Below are 18257 nucleotides of genomic sequence, written 5' to 3'. Positions count from 1 at the left end.
TGTTTGGTGTTGGCAATTCGTACACTCGTAAAGAGGTAAATTACGAGTCTTAATTTCGTAAGCCTTCTGGTGCTGACATTTTGGACAGTGATATCCCTCAGGCCACTTCATCTTGAACAAATGCTGATGGCAAGCTTCCTCGGTTTGAAACTTCTTTTGAAATTGAATAAGATTCATCGATTCTTGCTTTGCCATAAAAATCACTCCCGAACATATGTTTGATTTCATTATACCAAACATTAGTTCGTATTTAAAGACATTCCTGAGCTAACTGGATAATCAAATTATTTATTTATGGCAAAGCCTGTGTTGAATAAACAGATTGCTCCAGGCACTGCGTTATCTCGAAGTCGTTTTGAGGATCTTACCTTTACCCATGGTGACAATTTAAAAGATGGCGTGCGTACAGACTATGGCATTGTGGGAGTAAAGCAGCATACGGAGCTTGAGCTCGTATTCACGGACCCGGCGACGGGACAGCTTCATCCGGGGGTTGCGGGAACGATCGCAAAGGGACATAATCTATTCGTGGAGTTTCCAGGGTATTCCGATTATCGGCATATTTCTGTTATTGGCAAAGGTGTTACCTTCCAGCTTCCGCACTGCCCGGATGTTTGGGGGATGATGTGTGAAGGCGATCTTGAGGAGGTATACCGGATTCGCAGTATCGACTGGAAATTGCTTAAGCTGCAGCTGCGGTTTATTGTAGGTTATATCTTACTCTCGGCAGGGGGCTTTTGGCTGCTAAATGGACATGTTTCTAGTAGCTGGGGATCGGTAATTATGACAGCTGTAAGTCTTGTATATGGAGGAATAGGTGCAAGCATAATAAGGCAAAAAGGCAGTAAGCCGATTGTAAGGCAGCTCGCGCAAATGAATAAGTTCATCCGTATTAACGCAGAGGGCAGCGGGGATTTGACACAGCGCCTGCACGTGCAGGAGTTCGCTGGCGATGAGACGCGTGAATTGGCGAAATGGATTAATAATATGATCGATTCCCTTGAGGGTATTATGCTGCAGGTTAAACAAGCAGCGGCTGAAGTTCAGCTAAGCCAGGAACGAATGAATGAATCGACGAGTTCAACGGAACAATCGACTGGCCGCATGAGCACCAAGATTCATGATATGATTCGTTCGCTGCGCGGTCAGCTCAAGGACATTGATGTTGCGAAGGATGTAACGCAGAATATGAGCGGGACACTACGCGAGTTGGAAGAGAAGGCTTCGGATCAAATTGCGGTGGCGCAGGATGAAGTGGATCGTATTGGCGAAAAGATGAATCATATTTCGGCGAAAGTAGCTGAAACGAATCGTACCATCCAGACTTTTTTGCAAACGACGCAAGAAATTCCGAAGCTGCTCAAGGTCATCGAAGAGATTTCGGCACAAACCAATCTGCTTTCCCTGAATGCTTCCATTGAAGCCGCGAGGGTAGGTGAGCATGGGAAGGGCTTCGCTGTCGTGGCCGGAGAGATTCGCAAGCTGGCTGATTTGACCAAGAAGTCGACAATGGAGATCAATGACACCATTGAGCACATTGAACGTCACGCGAACGAAGCCTTCATCTCGATGGAAGAAGGCACCAAGGTTGTTCTGGAGGGGACGCAAATTGTGGCGGCGGCGTCTGAAATTCTCAGCAGCGCGAATGCGCACGACACTATGAAGACGCAGGTGGTGGATGAAGTGGTGGCGCTGATGGAGAAGGTAGCGGCGGTAAGCATGGAGAATCGTCAAATCTCGGCGGAGGTTGAGCGTACCGTGCAAGAGCTTCTGCAGGATATGCTCCACGTGCGCCAAACGACGGGGGATGTAGGCGCGATTACGGAGTCTCTGCTCTTGCTTGTCAATCAGTTTCAATTAACGGAAAGCCGCATTCGATAAAGGTTTGCTTCTAAGACATTTCCTGCGCATGTAAGCTAACCCATCCTGCATACAATGATAATGCGGAATGGGTTAGCTTTGTCATGTTTGCGAAGTTAGTTTTCATAAGAAAACTCGAAGGAGGATGTCTAATGAATGACCGCTTGAGCATTCGAACGAATAGGGAGTACATAATGGATCCCGGCAATTTTCCAATGCTCGTAGAGCGTCTGAAGGAGGAGCATGTGCAGATGCGCGAGCAGCTCTCCGAGATCCGAGCGATGGCTGCTTCCTTGTACTCCCTCGAGGATTGCTCAATAGGAATGTGTAAGCTGATTGAACTCCAAGATCTGATTCTTTCCCTTGTTGAAGAGCTGGAACAGCATTCGGAATGGGAAGAAAAAGAATTATTTCCTCTTCTGCAATCTTATTTGCATCCAACTACAGCGCTGTCTGTCTCTCGTTCCATGACGGTTTTGGAGCAGGATCATGACTTGGCGAAAAGAGTGGTGCAGGCTTTCATTGATGGTGTGAATGCGATGAAAGTACCGATAGATGAGGAGTTCTTACATTTGATGGCATCGGAGCTAATGACGGCCTGCTTAATACTGCTCAAACATTTCACCTTAGAAGAGGAGCTTGTGTATCCGCTCACCGATCGCATCGTCGAACAATTAGCCTAAGTACATAAAAAAGGGTCTTCTCAAGTCATTGGACTTGTAGAGGACCCTTTTTTTGGTTAGAGCTTCCTTCCAATTAGACATTTTTATATCTGATTTGAGGGATGAGATAATTTTAGCGGAACGACATTCCACTAATGTAGGGAAAATGTAACACAACTTGAAGTTTGCGGAACGTCAGTTCTCTATTTGATGAAATTCGTGTTATTCCGGAACAAAACAACGAAATAGCGAATCGTCGTTCCTCCTGTACTCGAATTCGGACGTTTTTCGACAAAATAGCGTACTTACGTTCCGCGAAAGTAGCACCGTACCCTCGGGTACATCAAGCCTCAAGCGTGCTCATCGTTTTCTCTTCGCACTCCTTCGAGCAGAAGCTATTATGCTTCTCTTCACAGGCTTCACAGCAGATATGCTTCAAGTGGCAAGCATCGTTCGCACAGTTGATGTAGCGATCTTCTGCTGTTCCACAGTGGTAGCATTTGCCTACGACGATATCCTCGTCTGTACGATTGATGGGGACGGAAATCCGCTCGTCGAAGACGTAGCATTTGCCATCGAATAAGCGGCCTTGAACATCTTCATCTTTCCCGTAGCTTACAATACCGCCATCCAGCTGGTAAACCTCTTTGAAGCCTTCCTGTAAAAGGAAACCTGACAGCTTCTCACAGCGGATACCGCCGGTACAATAAGTGAGAATAGGTTTGTCCTTGTATTCTTGAAGATTATTGCGAATCCATTCTGGGAATTCCTTCGTCGTTTCTACCTCTGGACGAATAGCGCCACGGAAATGTCCGATATCATACTCGTAATGGTTACGGCCATCAAGGACGATGACATCTTCTTGCTGGAGCTTCTCGTAGAAATCCTTTGGCTTCAGATGTGTGCCGGTTAGTTCGTTTGGATTCACGTCTTCTTCAAGCCGGAAGGTGACGAGCTCCTTTTTAGGACGAACGAATAACTTTTTGAAAGCATGCTGTTCACTTTCATCTATCTTGTAGATCATGTCTTTGAATAGTGGCATTTGACGCATCATCGCCATGTAAGCATCGGTTTGCTCAACCGTTCCTGAAAGCGTGCCGTTAATGCCTTCGGGAGCGATAAGGATACGGCCTTTAATTCCGAGCTTTTTGCAATAAGCCAAATGCTCTTGAGCCAAAGCTTCGTGATCTATAACGGTAACGAATTTATAATACAACAAAATGCGATATGGAGCGCCTTCTACTGTCATGATTAACTTAACCACCTATACATATAAATTGCATGCTCAAACAGAAAAAAAGCATAAGCATATAGTGACATAAATCAGCGTATTTTTCAATCTAACAGCAATTTTTGGATAGAATGAAAAACTTCCTCCAGAGCAAAGGCAACCGATTGAAGGTGGTTCTGGATCATGCAGGTATTTGTTTCATCAGGCCCATCGTTATGTTCTAACATTTCTTCTAGGACAGTTGCCGCGGCGAATACGCGATTGGCAGACAGGTTGCTGGAAGAGCCGCGCAGCGCATGCAGCTGACTTATGGCTTCAGCATAATCCCCTTTCTGAATCGCAAGGGTTATTTGCGAAATCATAGGAGCGGATTGACTATAAAATTTTCGAAGCATTTCGTGATAGATCTCGGTTTTTCCGCCAAGCCGTCCAAGTGCTTCTTCCATATCCAGTCCAGGGACAGCCATCCGATTCTTCTCGCTAATAATAGCATCGATGGCTGCAAACAATCGGCTAGGAATGATAGGTTTGGAGATCACTTCGTTCATGCCAGCGCGAATACAATCTAAACGCTTCTCCAAAGTAGAGTCTGCAGTTAAAGCAATAATAGGAATTTGCATCCATTTAGGCTCAAGACGAATTCGTTTGGTAGTCTCAATGCCGTCTAGAACGGGCATATGGATATCCATTAAGATCAAGTCATAATCGTTATTCTCTAAGTCATTTAATGCTTCGAAACCGTTGGAAGCTAATTGAACGTCACAATTCATACTGCTTTCCAGTAACGAACGAGCGACAGTCTGATTAATTTCATTATCTTCGACTAGCAGAATGCGATGAAATTTTGTCATTGTTTCTGCTGTTTGCATGAAGTCTGTCGTAGAAATGAGTTCCTTATCGGCATGTGTGCCTGTTAGTGTTTGCAGCGTCTGGTACAGTACGATCCGTGAGATAGGTTTGACCAAGATTGCATGCGGAGCCCATGCTGTAGGCAGCTGCTCCAAGGCATCCCTGCCCGATAAAGTGGTGTAAATAATCGTTAGAATGTTCATTCGATTGCATTTTTCAAGCATGCCGAGCCATACTTCCTCTCCGTACATATCAAAAGCTTCCATATCAAGCAGGATCACATCTACGGGAATAACTTCAATAGCATTCCTTGCTTCTTTCCAAGAATAAACGCCGGCTGCTTCTGTGCACATGGATTGAAGGGTATGGACAAGTACTTGGTTCAGATCAAGGTGATCTTCCACAATTAATGTGCGCAGCGGGAGGTTTTCCTGAGACTTCATTGGTTGTAAGGACAACGAGAAAGGCAAGCTAATCCGGAATTCACTGCCATGCTCGGGTTGGCTGGACACCTCGATGGTGCCGCCCATATTCTCAATGATGTTCTTGGAGATAACAAGACCGAGGCCCGTACCCCCGAATTTTCGATTCGTTACTTCATCTGCTTGAACAAACGGCTGGAACAGCTTGGATAGCTGCTCTTCATCCATCCCGATGCCTGTATCGCTGACAGTAAAGCCAATTTGGACTTCTTCTTCTCGAAGTTGTTCCAAATAAACGTGCAGCGTGACTGTTCCTTGCTCCGTGAATTTTATCGCATTGCTGGTAATATTGAGCAAAACTTGATACATGCGCAGTGAATCCCCAATGAGTCCAAGCGGTACTTTGTCATGGATATCACAAATAAAATCAACCGGCTTGTGGCCAAGCAGCACGCTAAGAGTTTCACAGACACGGTCAATGGTCTCATCTAGCTGGAACGCATGATGTTCTATGGCCAGCTTGTCCACCTCGAGCTTCGAGAAGTCCAGAATATCATTAATAATATTGGAAAGGGACACCGAGGATTTCGATATTTTACTTATATAATCCCGCTGTAGCGGAGACATGATCGTTCGTTCCATCAAGTAGGAGAGTCCGACGATTCCATTGAGCGGTGTCCGAATTTCATGGCTCATACGAGCCAGGAAAATCCCTTTAGCCAGATTGGCTTCATCCGCTTCTTGCTTCGCTCGAATGAGCCCCTCTTTGGAATGCACTTGGTCCGTAATATCGCGCGTAATGGCAGAGAAATAACACTCATCTTTGTCTGCTGGGCAATGGGGCACGATGATCACGGAAATGAATATTTGCCGTTGTTCCTTCGTTAGGACCTCTGCTTCAAATTCCCAGAATCCTTCCCGAATGGCTGTAAGCAAGCCCTCTTCAAAATTAATATCATTCTGGATATCTACGTACTCACTGAAATGTTTGCCGACGGTTTGCTGTTTATCTAATCCAACTATGCTCTTGCAAGCTTGATTCATATAAAAAATATAGCCTTTCTCATCAAATGAGAGAATGGAATCACGCGCACTTTCTACAATCGTTAACAGCCTCTCCCTAGACTCGTTGCTCTCCTTAATATCGCTAATGTCTCGAGCGATGAATACGAAGCCTTTCAGCTCGCCATTCGGATGTGTAATGCTGCTGACACTAACTTGAACGAAGAAACGGGTGCCATCTTTGTGATGCCAAGTCCATTCAGAATCCTCTTTGAGGTGATGTAATGAACGAATCACGAGGGCTGTACAATCAGCTGGAACATGTTCCCCAAGCTCAGACGAGTATTGCGCGGCTCTTTCAATCAGTTGTTCTTGATCCAACCATAGTAGAGGCGTTGCTTTCTTATGAACTTCTGCTAAAGAATAGCCAAGAAGCTGTACGGCTCTACTGTTGAGATGATTAATGGTAAAGGAAGGATCGGTCACGATCATGGCATATTGATTGTGATGAATAAAAGCTTCGAACGGCTCGAATAGTTCACGTAAATTTTCAATCATGCCATTCACAGAATGGGCAAGAGCACCCAACTCATCCTTGCTTTTGACAACAAGCGGCTTTATGTAGAAATCACCCGCAGCGACTGATTCTGTGACATGAAGAATCTGCTTGATGCGTTTAATAATCAGTGTATTAGCCGTCAAATAAATGAGGAAAAAAATGACAACGGCCGTCATTGCAATTAATCCGATCGTCGACCAAAGCAAGGGGCTTGTGGGAGCTTCGAAAGCTGAAAGGGGCATGGAATATGCAAGGTACCAATCTAATTGAGGTACACGCGCATAAAACCACCGAGCCTTTGGCCCACCATAATAAGATTCATCCAGAAATCCTTCTTTCGACTGTAAGGCTTTTTGAAAGGCTGGCACAAGTGAAGGGTATTCTCTGAAAATATTAAGGTTCAAAATTAGATGTGTATCGGTATGATATAGAATGAGTCCCTCATTGTTCGCGACAAGTATTTCGCCCTTCTCCAAAGGGGTATGAAGATGCTCGAAAAAAGTTTGTTCCGCATCAAGAGAGATGTTTATTATGCTCGTCACTTCGTTGTTCTCATTAAAGACAGGTGCGGTTATGGAAATGATGTATTTCCCGGTTATTTTGCCGATTTCAGGATCAGAGATGAAGGTTTTCCCTTTTAGAGCCTCTTGGAATCTTCGTTCTCCTGTTGCATAAAGTGTTTGTCCGGTAGTGAGAGTCATATAGCCATTAAGATCAATAATTCCCATGGAATGATAGCGATTAGCGCCTGTTTTTAATTCTTGGGTCAAAAATTGGAGCCGCTCCTCAAGTGTCCCATGCTTCATAACATCTACCCGGCTTAGTAGTTCCACTTCGGCCAAACGAATGGATAAGAAATCGTATAAATTTTGCGCGGAATTGGAAACGGAAGTTATCGTTTGCTCCTTCATTTGGTTAATCAGTTTATCTCTCGAGAGCCGATAGTTTGTAATTCCTACGACTGTAAGGGAAATGCAAGTAATAAGAACAAGCAATGAGACAAGTTTGAAACGTAACGAAGACGACATGTGTAAACCTCCGTGAAAATTATAAACTGTTAGTAAAACTAACAATTTCACAATGAATGTAAGGTAAGAAATTTAATGAATAAAGATTATGATGATTGCAGCAGTTGATTTGAATATACATCATAGTTAAATCATTCATTCATTATTTGGGAGGAATTGGCAAGTGAGACTGACAGTGCGAACAAAAATGATTGCGGTTTTTGCAATCATCTTTCTGATGATTGGAGGTTTAAGCTGGACAGATATGAGTCGAATGGGCGCTTTGAAGGACAATACCAAGAAGCTTGCAAGCAATTGGATGATGGGTATTCAAATTATTGAAGAGATTCACTATAACTCAGAGCATCTATTGGCCTTATACTACCAGAAGAAGTTAGAGCCAGATGTAAAAAAGCAAGAGCCACTTGATGCTGGAATGGCAGCCTCAATCGCAAGTATTGATAAATTGTTAGCAGATTATAAGGAATCCCTCGCCGGGGTGGAAGATGCCAATAACTTCACCGAACTTACTAAGAATTGGGAAGATTTCAAGGCTGCTTTTGCGAAAAATAAACAAAATGCCTCGGATCCAAGTAAAGTAAAGGAAGCAGCAGATAGCCTTCAGGTGATGGCAGCTGACTTTGGTAAAGCACAAAAAACAATGGCTGATATGGTTGCGTTTAATCAAGAGGGTGGAAAACAAGCGGAGCTGGAAAGCTTGAATGTATACAAAACAAGTGTGAACACATCTCTTATTGTGCTATGTGTCATCATTGCATTCATGCTAACTACGTGCTACATCCTTGTTAGAAACATTTCCTCACCCGTTCGTATAGCCTCACAAGCCTTAACTCGGATAGCGAATGGGGATCTTACCGTCGAACCTATCATCGTAAAAAATAAAGGCGAGATTGGCGTGTTAGTCGGTTCTGTTAATCAAATGGTTAGCCATTTACGTAAGTCGGTAGAGCAAATGATGGTTGCCTCGAATAGCGTAGCAGCATCGTCTCAGCAGTTGTTTGCCAGCTCTGAGCAGAATACATCTGCCTCGCAGCAAGTTGCACAAGCCGTTCAGGATTTAGCAACTGGATCCGATAAACAAGCCCAAAGTTCGATGGAATGCGGCAGAGCGATGGAAGAAATGACTGTAGGAATTCAACGGATTGCAGAAACAACATCGGATGTATCTGAATTATCGATTTCTGCAACGCAGCTTGCTGAGGAAGGGACCCATTCGATGGAGCGTGTGGTTAACAAGATGCAGGCCGTGAGTCATTCTGTGGATGCTGCAAACAAAGTCATCAAAGAGCTGGAAAAACATACGCAGAGCATCGGTCAAATCTCAACGTTAATTGGAAATATTGCCTCGCAAACCAATCTTCTTGCTTTGAATGCAGCCATTGAGGCTGCTCGTGCCGGGGAAAGTGGAAAAGGTTTTGCTGTTGTAGCTGGTGAAGTCCGAAAGTTAGCGTCACAGACGGATGATTCTGTACGTGATATTTCCGAACTCATTTCGAACATTCAAAGAGACTCTGCACGTGCCGCTCTAGTTATGAATACTGGACAGTCGGAGGTGCAGGAAGGTCTTAGAGAAGTAGGGATCGCGGAGCTCGCATTCGGTAAGATCGTCAACGCATCGCAAGAAGTAGCCAGCAAGATTCAAGAAACAGCTGCAGCGGCACAGCAAATGGCTGCAAGCTCAGAAGAAGTATCGGCAACCGTAGCAAATGTTGGATCTGTTGCGCAGCAAACTTCAGGGACCGCTCAGTCGGTAGCGGCTGCAACGGAAGAGCAGCTTGCGTCCACAGAAGAGATTACAGCTTCTGCTGAAAGTCTTGCTGGTATTGCTCAAGATTTGCATCAAGTTGTGAGTTCATTCCGAATTTCATAAAAAAAATGTTTGCTTTCAGACTTTCTTGAACGTTGGCGCGTCTTGTTATCGTAAAGGTTAAATCAACCGAAAGATTACTTACGATAACGAATGAGGAGTGAACATGAAATGAAAAAAAATCCGTTTAACATGTTGAAACTTGGTGTAGTTGGCTGTGCAATGCTGGTAGGTGTTAGCTGTGCCGTATTACCATTCACAAGTATGGCATCAGCGGAAGCAGTTACCGTAGTTCCAATTCTTGCACCCGCTGCATCTGAATCAACTTCTCCAGTGCAAGTGAAAGAAGTGAATCTCACCTCTAAAACGCAGGATCTAAAAACCAATATCAAAGTGCCGCAACTTTCAGGCATGTTGGATACGAAGTATCAAGAGCAAACGAATGACCTCATTTTATCCCAAGCGAACAAAGATTTAACGAATTGGGAGAAAGAGGCTGCTCAAGCCGCTGCTGATGCCAAAACAAATGGTTTCACTTATCGCCCCTACGAGCTGACGATTAATTATGCGTTGAAATCGGATGGTTCGAGCAATCCGGCAGGTGTTGTCTCACTTGAAGTCACGACGTATGCTGCAACAGGCGGTACAGGTATGCCTCGCGTGGATACGTACAATGTGCTAAATAGTGAACAAGGGCAGCGTGTTACTTTGCAGGATCTACTTGGAGATCACTTCAAGGAGAATGTCAATGCCGGAATTCAGGCCAAAATCAATGAAAAACCGGAGAATTATTTCAAAGATGAATTTAAAGGCATCAGCGAAGAGCAAGGTTTTTATGTGGAAAAAGGCGAAGTGGTTATTGTGTTCCCGAAATATTCGATCGCACCAGGCTCCACAGGAACACCGGAATTCCGTTTTAATTTGCCTGAGAAATGGACTATGACAACAAAACCCGTTGCGCCTAAGCCTGTTGAAAAAATGAAGTTAGATTTAGCGGGGAGCGACAGCCTAACAAATGCCGAAGGCGTGAATCTAGTGCCTTTACGCAAAGTAGCAGAAGGACTCGGCTACGAAGTGAAATGGAATCAAGAAAAGTACGCGGCCGAATTGACAAAAGGTGCTGGATGGACGAATGTTTCCGTAGGCAGCGACAGCTATTTCTATGCGAAAATGGCTCCGGTTACGCTAGGGACAGCTCCAGTTATTCTTAATGACACGCTATATGTACCTTTGAAATTCGTAACGGACATCCTGCATGCTGATGTGGAAACAGGCGATGCAGGCGCCATTCATATTGAACAATAAGACATTTAGAAGCATTAGCCTCTTGCTGCCTATTTATTTGGGTGAGCTGGAGGCTTTTCCATTTCACCATCCTGAAAGCGTTTGCGTATACTATTGCATCTCGTTAAGTAGGAGGTGGAAGCAAGCAATGTATTGGAAAAACTTATTGTCCGCTTGTATGGGTCTTTGGTTTGTGGTAAGTCCCTGGGTATTCGGATTTGAAGCTCATACGAATGCACTTTACACTTGCGCTCTGCTTGGCAGCTTGCAATTCGTAGGTTCTCTATTGGCCCTTGGAAAAACGGGTAAAAAGGTTTGGCAAAATTGGTTTTGTTTTATTATTGGTGCTGTTTTCATTGTTGTTCCCAACGTCTATCATTTGGATATAATGGCCTTTTTTTCATTTGTCGTGCTTGGCTTTATGACCATCCTAGTCAATTACGCCAATCTATATGCCGATCAACAATGAAATCGTAGTGTGATAGTAAACGTGAGATTGCCATGAGGTTGGTTTATACTAGTCATAAAGTGATTGGTAGGAATGAGAGGATATATACCTGCATGTTAAGTTCATTAGAATTAATAAAAAGGTATCGGGCAGGGGACACAAATGCCGCAGACCAACCTAAATGGTTAACTTATATCGTTTCGGCGGAGGAGCGCATCGTTAACTTCGAGCGGATTCAGTCGATCCAGGAGCTGGCACAGGCGAACCCTGTGCTAGATTATGTTGAGCGGACTTTGCACATTTTGGACGGGCTAGCGTTGTCCTTTTGGAAGAAAGATTTACTAGAAGAGGTGTTGATTTGGTCTGAAGTAGCGAAGGGGGGGACTTCAAGAGACCGTTTCAAGTGGCAAGAAGCAGGTATTCATCTTTCCGTCCATAACCTAGGTTCAGCGCAGTTATTTAAGCTCGATAAAGGAGATATAAGCGATAAGTCAACTGTCATACATACGTTAATCTACACACATGGGCTAATTGGCCAAACGATCCGTGGCGAAGTTCCATTTAAAGAACATGCACCATTAATTCATTTGATGAAGGATAATTTGCTTACAGCTGATGAATTAAGAGGCTTGCTCTTGCCACTAAATCAATGCATTATTGCAGGTGTCTCAGAAGAACTCTGGCATTCTGTTCTTAATGAAGTGGAGTCAATGATTGAGCAGATCGTATCCGATTCTTTGAAAAAAGAGCCTGCCATAAAGGATCGCCTTACCAGACTACGGGGAAACACGATTCAAAAGGGAGAAAATTTCGACGCTGAATATGGGAAGCTGCTTGAGGAAGTTCCATTAGAAGCATTGACGGCATTTATGGATGGTAGAACTCTATGGTTCGTGGAAGCGGCACTGCAAGAATTCTCTCTGGAGCAAATGGTGAAAGTATTCCTGATTATTCAGTTTTCAATGGGTCAAGCGGATTCCATTCAACACATTAGCTTCGAACCTTTGATGAATACGATGTATTACGATTACAAGGGCAGCTAAAAGGTAAACGTATATAAGAAGAGGATGATTGAGAAATATTTGGGTGAGCTTGGTTGGATTGATTTGATGAAGGATCCGAGGGAATCATCTCAAAAGTTCAAATCCAATGCTATGTGGGGCAATGCCCATCTGAAGCACCTCATGGATCGAAAGCCGCAGCTCCCGGACACGATATTCTTTAACTTTCAATTTTCTCCTGCTGCTGAGAAGCTGATTGAATTTTGTGTAGAAGCCGAGAAATCTCCTCTATATGAAAAGGCGGTTCTGCTTCTGTTTGATCTGTTCGAATTGCGCAGAGATGCCTATGACCGGTTTCATAACGAGGAAGAATACTTAGCCACGATGAACCAAACGGCTGATTATAAGATGATGATGCTGGATTACGTTGTTGGGGAGCGGGTTGTCGATATCGGACCTGGCGGCGGGATTATGCTGGATCTCATCGAGCAGTATTTGCCGGACAAGCATCCGATAGGGATTGACATTTCGTCGAATGTAATTGAAGCACTGGAACGCAAAAAGCAGCTGGAGGGGCATCGGTGGGACGTTATGAAGGGGGATGCACTTGATCTCAAGCAATATGTAGAGCCGGGCTCCATCGACACAGTTATTTTCTCTTCGATCCTGCATGAATTATATTCCTACATCCCTTTTGGCGGCAAGAAATTCAACCATGCTACGGTTGCTGCAGCGCTGCGAAGCGCTTTCGATGTACTAGCACCCGGAGGCCGAATCGTTATCCGCGATGGTATTATGACGGAACCTGCCGAGCAGAAGCAGACCATTTGCTTTCTACAAGAAGGGACGATGGCTTGGCTGCAGCGGTATGCGAAGGATTTCGCAGGGCGATCAATTGAGTATGAGGTCGTTGCTGTGGATGAGGTCATCATGCCCGTGAATGATGCGATGGAATTCCTTTATACGTATACGTGGGGTGAGGAAGCTTATGTGCATGAAGTGCAGGAGCAATTCGGTTACTTTACCCCAAGCGAGTTTACGGCGTTCATCCTGGATACATTAGGTAATGAGGCCAAAATTGTAGAGAACAAACACTTCCTCCAGGAAGGGTATACGGACGCATTGGCGGATAAAGTAAGGATCATGGATCAAGATGGAAACGCGGTTCCGCTACCGGATAGCACGTGTTTGATTGTGATAGAGAAGTAAGCAGCAGACCAACCACCGAATTCCTATTGCAAAAGAATTTTAATTATGTCATAATGAAATTATTAAATTGATAATATGAAAAGAAATGCGACTAAACAGGTGATGAAATGAACATGCCAATAGAGAATGAAACCAACTACCAAGCGAGTAAATACCGCACACCTGACGGCGCGCCTACGGATATCGTCATCTTTACGATTACCTCGGAAGGAAAAGGATCAGTGAAGAAGTCGCTTCCTACTCGTGAGCTGCAAGTGTTACTGATTCAAAGAAAGCAATGGCCATTCGAAGGCCAGTGGGCGCTTCCGGGTGGTTTCTCGATGGAATCCGAAACGATTCATGAGAGCGCCCGACGCGAGCTAACGGAGGAGACGGGGGTTTCGGACGTGCACATTGAATATTTCAATGTGTATAGTACGTCGCAGCGCGATCCACGGGGGTGGATGATCTCACACGCTTTCTTCGCACTCGTGCACGAACGTTATCTCGAGAAACGTCAAGCCGCTGATGATGCAGCTGACGTTCGCCTCTTCCCTATCGATGAGGCGCTGGCAATGGATCTCGCTTTTGATCATGAAATCATCATGAGAGATGCTCTTGCTCAAATTCAGCAGAAGATGCTGACGACGACGATTGCCAGAGAGTTCCTGTCCGAGGAATTCACGATGAGTGAGCTGTATCAAGTCATTCAAACGGTCGTTCCGACCTTCGAGGAACGGAATTTTATTCGTAAAATTACATCGACCCAAAGTCGCAAAGGGATTATCGAAGAGGTGCTGGATCATCAAGGACAGGGCAAGATGTCTAACCGTTACTCTCAGCGAGCTGCTCAGTTATACCGATTTACCGATTATGTGCCTCAGCTGTCCATTTACAGCTAGGCCTCTCTTTTTCATTTTGATATTGTCTTAATAATACTATCAAATACACAATATGAAGGAGTGTTTAGAATGAGAGCTCTTATAATCATTGATTATACGGTGGATTTTGTTGATGGGAAGCTTCCTTGTGGGGAACCCGGCGTTGCGATTGAAGCGAGAATTTGTGAAATTACAGAGCAATTTTTGGCCCAGATGGACTTTGTGGTCATGGCCGTTGATCTCCACGATGAACAAGACCCTTTCCATCCAGAGACGAAGTTGTTTCCCCCACATAATATTCGCGGCACGGCGGGTCGTGATTTATATGGCAGGCTGAAAACTGTATATGAGCATAATGAGAGCGAGATTTATTGGATGGACAAAACAAGATACAGCGCCTTCTGCGGCACCGAGTTGGAGCTTAATTTAAGGGGAAGAGGCATTCATGAGCTGCATTTGGTTGGCGTTTGCACAGATATTTGTGTTCTGCATACAGCGGTGGATGCTTACAACAAAGGCTTCGAAATTGTTATTCATGAAGATGCAGTCGCTAGTTTTAATCAGACGGGGCATGAATGGGCCTTGCAGCATTTTCAACATACATTAGGGGCGAAAGTCGTTCGTGGTTAAAAGTGGCAGCTGCGATGGCAGCAATGGTATGAATTGGACAAAATTCACAGAGAATGAGGAGATGGTGTTAATGAGGAATTTTAGGCAGGAAACGATTCAAGCTTCATTGTTTGTGCAGGAAAGCATCGACGTTGCCTACGAAATCAAGCGCCGAGTACAGTTCCTCAAGGACTATCTGGTTCATACAGGAGCCAAAGGCTACGTGCTCGGGCTTTCTGGAGGTCAAGATTCCACATTAACTGGCAAGCTGGCCCAAATAGCTATCCAAGAGCTGAATGCTGAAGGCGGCACTGAAACCTTTCAATTCATGGCTGTAAGGCTGCCTTACGATATCCAAAAAGATGAAGCAGATGCACAAGCGGCGATTGACTTTATTCAGCCTAGCCGTGTTATTACGGTCAATATACAATCAGCTGTGGATGCATCCGTACAGCAATTTGCCAAAGCTACGGGAGAGGTCTTGAGTGATTTTCACAAAGGGAATGTGAAGGCTCGCGAGCGTATGAAGGTGCAATATGATTTGGCCGCGCACTATCAATTGCTTGTTTTGGGGACGGATCATGCGGCTGAGGCGATTACCGGATTTTTCACGAAACATGGGGATGGTGCATGCGATGTGGCTCCGATCTATGGCCTTAATAAGCGGCAAGGCAAGCTATTGCTAAAGCAGTTGGGGTGCCCTGAACATTTGTATTTAAAAAAGCCTACGGCAGATTTGGAAGATTTAAAACCAGGTCTTCCGGATGAAGAAGCATTGGGACTCACTTACGATCAGTTGGATGACTATTTGGAAGGAAACCCCCTGCTCGCTTCTGCTGAACAGAAGATTGAGGATCGCTACGCCATTACCGAACATAAACGCAGGGGTCCAGTAACGTGCTATGACAATTGGTGGAAAGGATAAATCCTATGAAATACGAAAACTTGACGCTTCACACAGACAAATACCAAATTAATATGATGTATGCACATTGGCTTCAGGGCACTTATAAGCAGAAAGCTGTTTTCGAAGTATACTTCCGTAAGCTGCCTTTTGGGAGCGGATATGCGGTCTTCGCTGGTTTAGAGCGGGTGATTCAATACATTCAAAATCTGCATTTTGGCGATGAGGAGATTGCCTACTTGCGGACACAGGAAGAGAATTATCGGGAGGATTTCCTGGAGGCGCTGCGAGCGTTTAAATTCGGAGGGGACTTGCAAGCTGTACCGGAGGGGACACTTGTCTTCCCGAATGAGCCGCTCGTACGAGTAGTAGCCTGCATGTTCGAGGCGCAGCTGGTTGAGACGGCAATTCTCAACTTCGCGAACTACCAGACGCTTGTCGCGACGAAAGCTTCGCGGATCAAACAAGTTGCTCCGCGCGATGTGCTGCTGGAGTTCGGCACAAGACGCGCCCAAGAGGCTGACGCCGCGATCTGGGGCGCAAGAGCGGCCTATGTCGCAGGGTTCCATGCGACATCCAACCTCAGAGCCGGGATGCTGTTCGGCATCCCGACCAAAGGCACGCATGCGCACGCATGGGTGCAGGCCCACGACACGGAAGAGGAAGCCTTCCGTGCTTATGCTGAGGCGCTGCCGGAGCAAGTGACGCTGCTCGTCGATACGTACGATACGCTGCGCAGCGGCGTACCGAACGCGATCAAGACGGCGCGCCTGCTGCAGAGCCGCGGCAAGAGCATGAACGCCATTCGCCTGGATAGCGGCGATTTGGCGTATTTATCCCAGCAGGCTAGGCACATGCTGGATGAAGCGGGCTTTCCCGAGGTGAAGATCGTCGCATCCAATGATTTGGATGAGAACATCATCGAGGGGCTGAAAGCCCAAGATGCCAAGATCGACGTCTGGGGCGTCGGTACCCAGCTCATTACCGCAGCGGATCAACCCGCGCTGGGCGGGGTTTACAAGCTGGTTGCCCGCGAGAAGAACGGCGAATTCGTGCCGGTCATTAAGATCTCGGGCAATCCCGAGAAAGTAACCAACCCGGGCTTCAAGGAAGCCTACCGGATCATAAACAAAAAGACAGGCAAAGCGGAAGCCGACTATCTGGCTCTTCAGCATGAGGTCGATATTAAGAAGGGTGAACGAATCAAGTTGTTCGATCCCATCCACCCGTATATCTACAAATTTATTGATGACTATGAAGCAGTTCCACTGCTCCACCCCATATTTCTCCAAGGAAAGCTTGTCTATGTGGAGCCTACGTTGGACGAAATTCGGGATTACCATACGCAGCAGAAGCAGTCATTTTGGCCGCAATATTTACGCAAGCTTAATCCGGAGGTTTATCGTGTGAATTTAAGCGTGGCACTGTGGAAGCTGAAGATGGATTTGATTCATGAGCATCAAAGGTAGTTGTCGCACGATGCGGTCTCCCCTTCTCGCTTCAATTCAACAACGCAATCATCTGGTACACCTCGCGATGATCGCCGGGGAGCAAGTAATTGGCGACTTTGAGCTGAGAGGAACCGTCACCGTCCAGGAACAGCCCATCCACCAGCTGTCCATTGCCAACTTGCTCTTGGACGGCTGTACGGAATTGCTCTCCAGTGCATGGCGTTGGAGCCACGACTAGATAAACGTTGTTATTTCTGTCGTAGACGATACCTGACCGCATGCGCTTCTCGTTAATGACGGGCATCTCTTCCGCTATCGCTTGATCCGCCCATCCGTCTGGATTCGCAAGTCCCATGCTTACGCCTCCCTGCGCCCAATAATGAGTCCGATCCATTACCTTCAGCTCGTCCGCATGTTCAACGACTTGAATGGAAAAGGTTTGAGCCTTTTCATCCCATACGAGCGTTCCCCGCTTGCGGTCAATATTAAACCAGCCAGAGCCGTAATCGCCAGGTTCCCCTTTGACGGGATGATCATTAATGACAGCGATGCTAAGGAGATAGCCCTGCCAGAAAAACCCGCCATTAATCCCATTTTCCTGCCTCTCTGTCACATTGCCTGCAATTGCCTTAAGCCCTATGTTCTGTGGTGGAGTCCGAATACTATGGAGCGTGACGCCATTGCTGGCTTGATGGATGCTATATTCGGAAACAGGGAGTTTCGGCGGTGGTTTCACCGCGACATGGGTTCCCCAGATGATCGTCCATATAAAACTAGTTATCATTATAAGGAGATAGATAAGTAGGTAAGCTGCTTTCATTTTTACAAGTCGTAACATGTACATGGGGCAACTACTCCTATTCTCTTAAATCAGATCCTTTCTATGAGTCTATGAAATTAAATTTTGAATTATACTTATAAATAAAAAAACAGTTGAGCGGGAAGCTATGGATCCCGTGCAACTGTTTTTTTTTACAGATAAGACTTCCATGCCGCGTTGCGGCACCACTGATGAATGAAAATTTTGTCCATACTGCTACTATGGCTGGCGAAGGTAGGTCGCACTTTCTT

General features: G+C 45.5%; 13 protein-coding genes and 1 pseudogene. 10 read left to right on the top strand and 4 right to left on the bottom strand.

What is annotated here, in order from left to right:
• The coding region (locus G519_RS0134225) for a transposase (protein WP_029198439.1) at positions 1 to 195 on the bottom strand (195 nt) is incomplete at its 3' end.
• Positions 196 to 309: 114 nt separating this feature from the next.
• On the opposite strand from G519_RS0134225, the gene G519_RS46000 reads away from it, so the two are divergent.
• Both G519_RS46000 and G519_RS0134215 read left to right on the top strand, forming a co-directional pair.
• Entirely contained in the window at positions 310 to 1881 is a 1572-nt protein-coding gene (locus G519_RS46000) for a methyl-accepting chemotaxis protein (RefSeq protein WP_268633533.1), read from the top strand.
• 131 nt (positions 1882 to 2012) lie between these two features.
• Positions 2013 to 2543, top strand: coding sequence for a hemerythrin domain-containing protein (locus G519_RS0134215; RefSeq protein WP_029198438.1), 531 nt, complete (start codon positions 2013 to 2015; stop codon positions 2541 to 2543).
• A gap of 322 nt (positions 2544 to 2865) precedes the next feature.
• Here G519_RS0134215 and trhO read toward each other — a convergent pair whose 3' ends face one another.
• Together trhO and G519_RS48155 are read right to left on the bottom strand one after the other, a co-directional pair.
• Positions 2866 to 3771 (bottom strand): oxygen-dependent tRNA uridine(34) hydroxylase TrhO, encoded by a 906-nt coding sequence (gene trhO / locus G519_RS0134210; RefSeq protein ID WP_029198437.1) that lies wholly within the window; start codon positions 3769 to 3771, stop codon positions 2866 to 2868.
• Positions 3772 to 3857: 86 nt separating this feature from the next.
• Complete coding sequence (locus tag G519_RS48155; RefSeq protein WP_029198436.1) at positions 3858 to 7613, bottom strand: response regulator; 3756 nt, start codon at positions 7611 to 7613, stop codon at positions 3858 to 3860.
• A 163-nt stretch (positions 7614 to 7776) separates the two neighbouring features.
• Between G519_RS48155 and G519_RS45990 the strand changes: the two genes are divergently transcribed.
• From G519_RS45990 to G519_RS0134165, 8 genes and pseudogenes are all read left to right on the top strand, one after another.
• Positions 7777 to 9483 carry a methyl-accepting chemotaxis protein gene (locus tag G519_RS45990; protein WP_051253942.1) on the top strand — a complete coding sequence of 569 codons (1707 nt, stop codon included), beginning with the start codon at positions 7777 to 7779 and terminating at the stop codon, positions 9481 to 9483.
• A gap of 108 nt (positions 9484 to 9591) precedes the next feature.
• Entirely contained in the window at positions 9592 to 10725 is a 1134-nt protein-coding gene (locus G519_RS0134195; protein ID WP_029198435.1) for a stalk domain-containing protein, read from the top strand.
• Positions 10726 to 10852: 127 nt separating this feature from the next.
• Positions 10853 to 11173: an SPW repeat domain-containing protein gene (locus G519_RS51160; protein WP_029198434.1), complete on the top strand. Its 321-nt coding sequence runs from the start codon at positions 10853 to 10855 to the stop codon at positions 11171 to 11173.
• A 92-nt stretch (positions 11174 to 11265) separates the two neighbouring features.
• Positions 11266 to 13362 (top strand): annotated as a pseudogene (locus G519_RS45985) (class I SAM-dependent methyltransferase).
• A gap of 113 nt (positions 13363 to 13475) precedes the next feature.
• Positions 13476 to 14243, top strand: coding sequence for an NUDIX domain-containing protein (locus G519_RS0134180; RefSeq protein WP_409372029.1), 768 nt, complete (start codon positions 13476 to 13478; stop codon positions 14241 to 14243).
• Between the two features lie 69 nt (positions 14244 to 14312).
• A complete protein-coding gene (locus G519_RS0134175) occupies positions 14313 to 14852 on the top strand; it encodes a cysteine hydrolase family protein (protein WP_029198432.1) in 540 nt (179 codons plus the stop codon).
• 70 nt (positions 14853 to 14922) lie between these two features.
• Entirely contained in the window at positions 14923 to 15756 is an 834-nt protein-coding gene (gene nadE, locus G519_RS0134170) for an ammonia-dependent NAD(+) synthetase (RefSeq protein ID WP_029198431.1), read from the top strand.
• 5 nt (positions 15757 to 15761) lie between these two features.
• Positions 15762 to 17204: a nicotinate phosphoribosyltransferase gene (locus G519_RS0134165; protein ID WP_029198430.1), complete on the top strand. Its 1443-nt coding sequence runs from the start codon at positions 15762 to 15764 to the stop codon at positions 17202 to 17204.
• Between the two features lie 31 nt (positions 17205 to 17235).
• Here the strand turns inward: G519_RS0134165 and G519_RS0134160 are convergent, their stop codons facing one another.
• Entirely contained in the window at positions 17236 to 18030 is a 795-nt protein-coding gene (locus tag G519_RS0134160) for a hypothetical protein (protein ID WP_029198429.1), read from the bottom strand.
• Between the last annotated feature and the right edge of the window lie 227 nt (positions 18031 to 18257).

Origin of the sequence: Paenibacillus alginolyticus DSM 5050 = NBRC 15375, assembly GCF_000422905.1 — a bacterium.
GTDB lineage: Bacteria > Bacillota > Bacilli > Paenibacillales > NBRC-103111 > Paenibacillus_E > Paenibacillus_E alginolyticus.
Note: the sequence above shows the minus strand (reverse complement) of the source record. Positions and strands in the feature narration are given on the sequence as shown.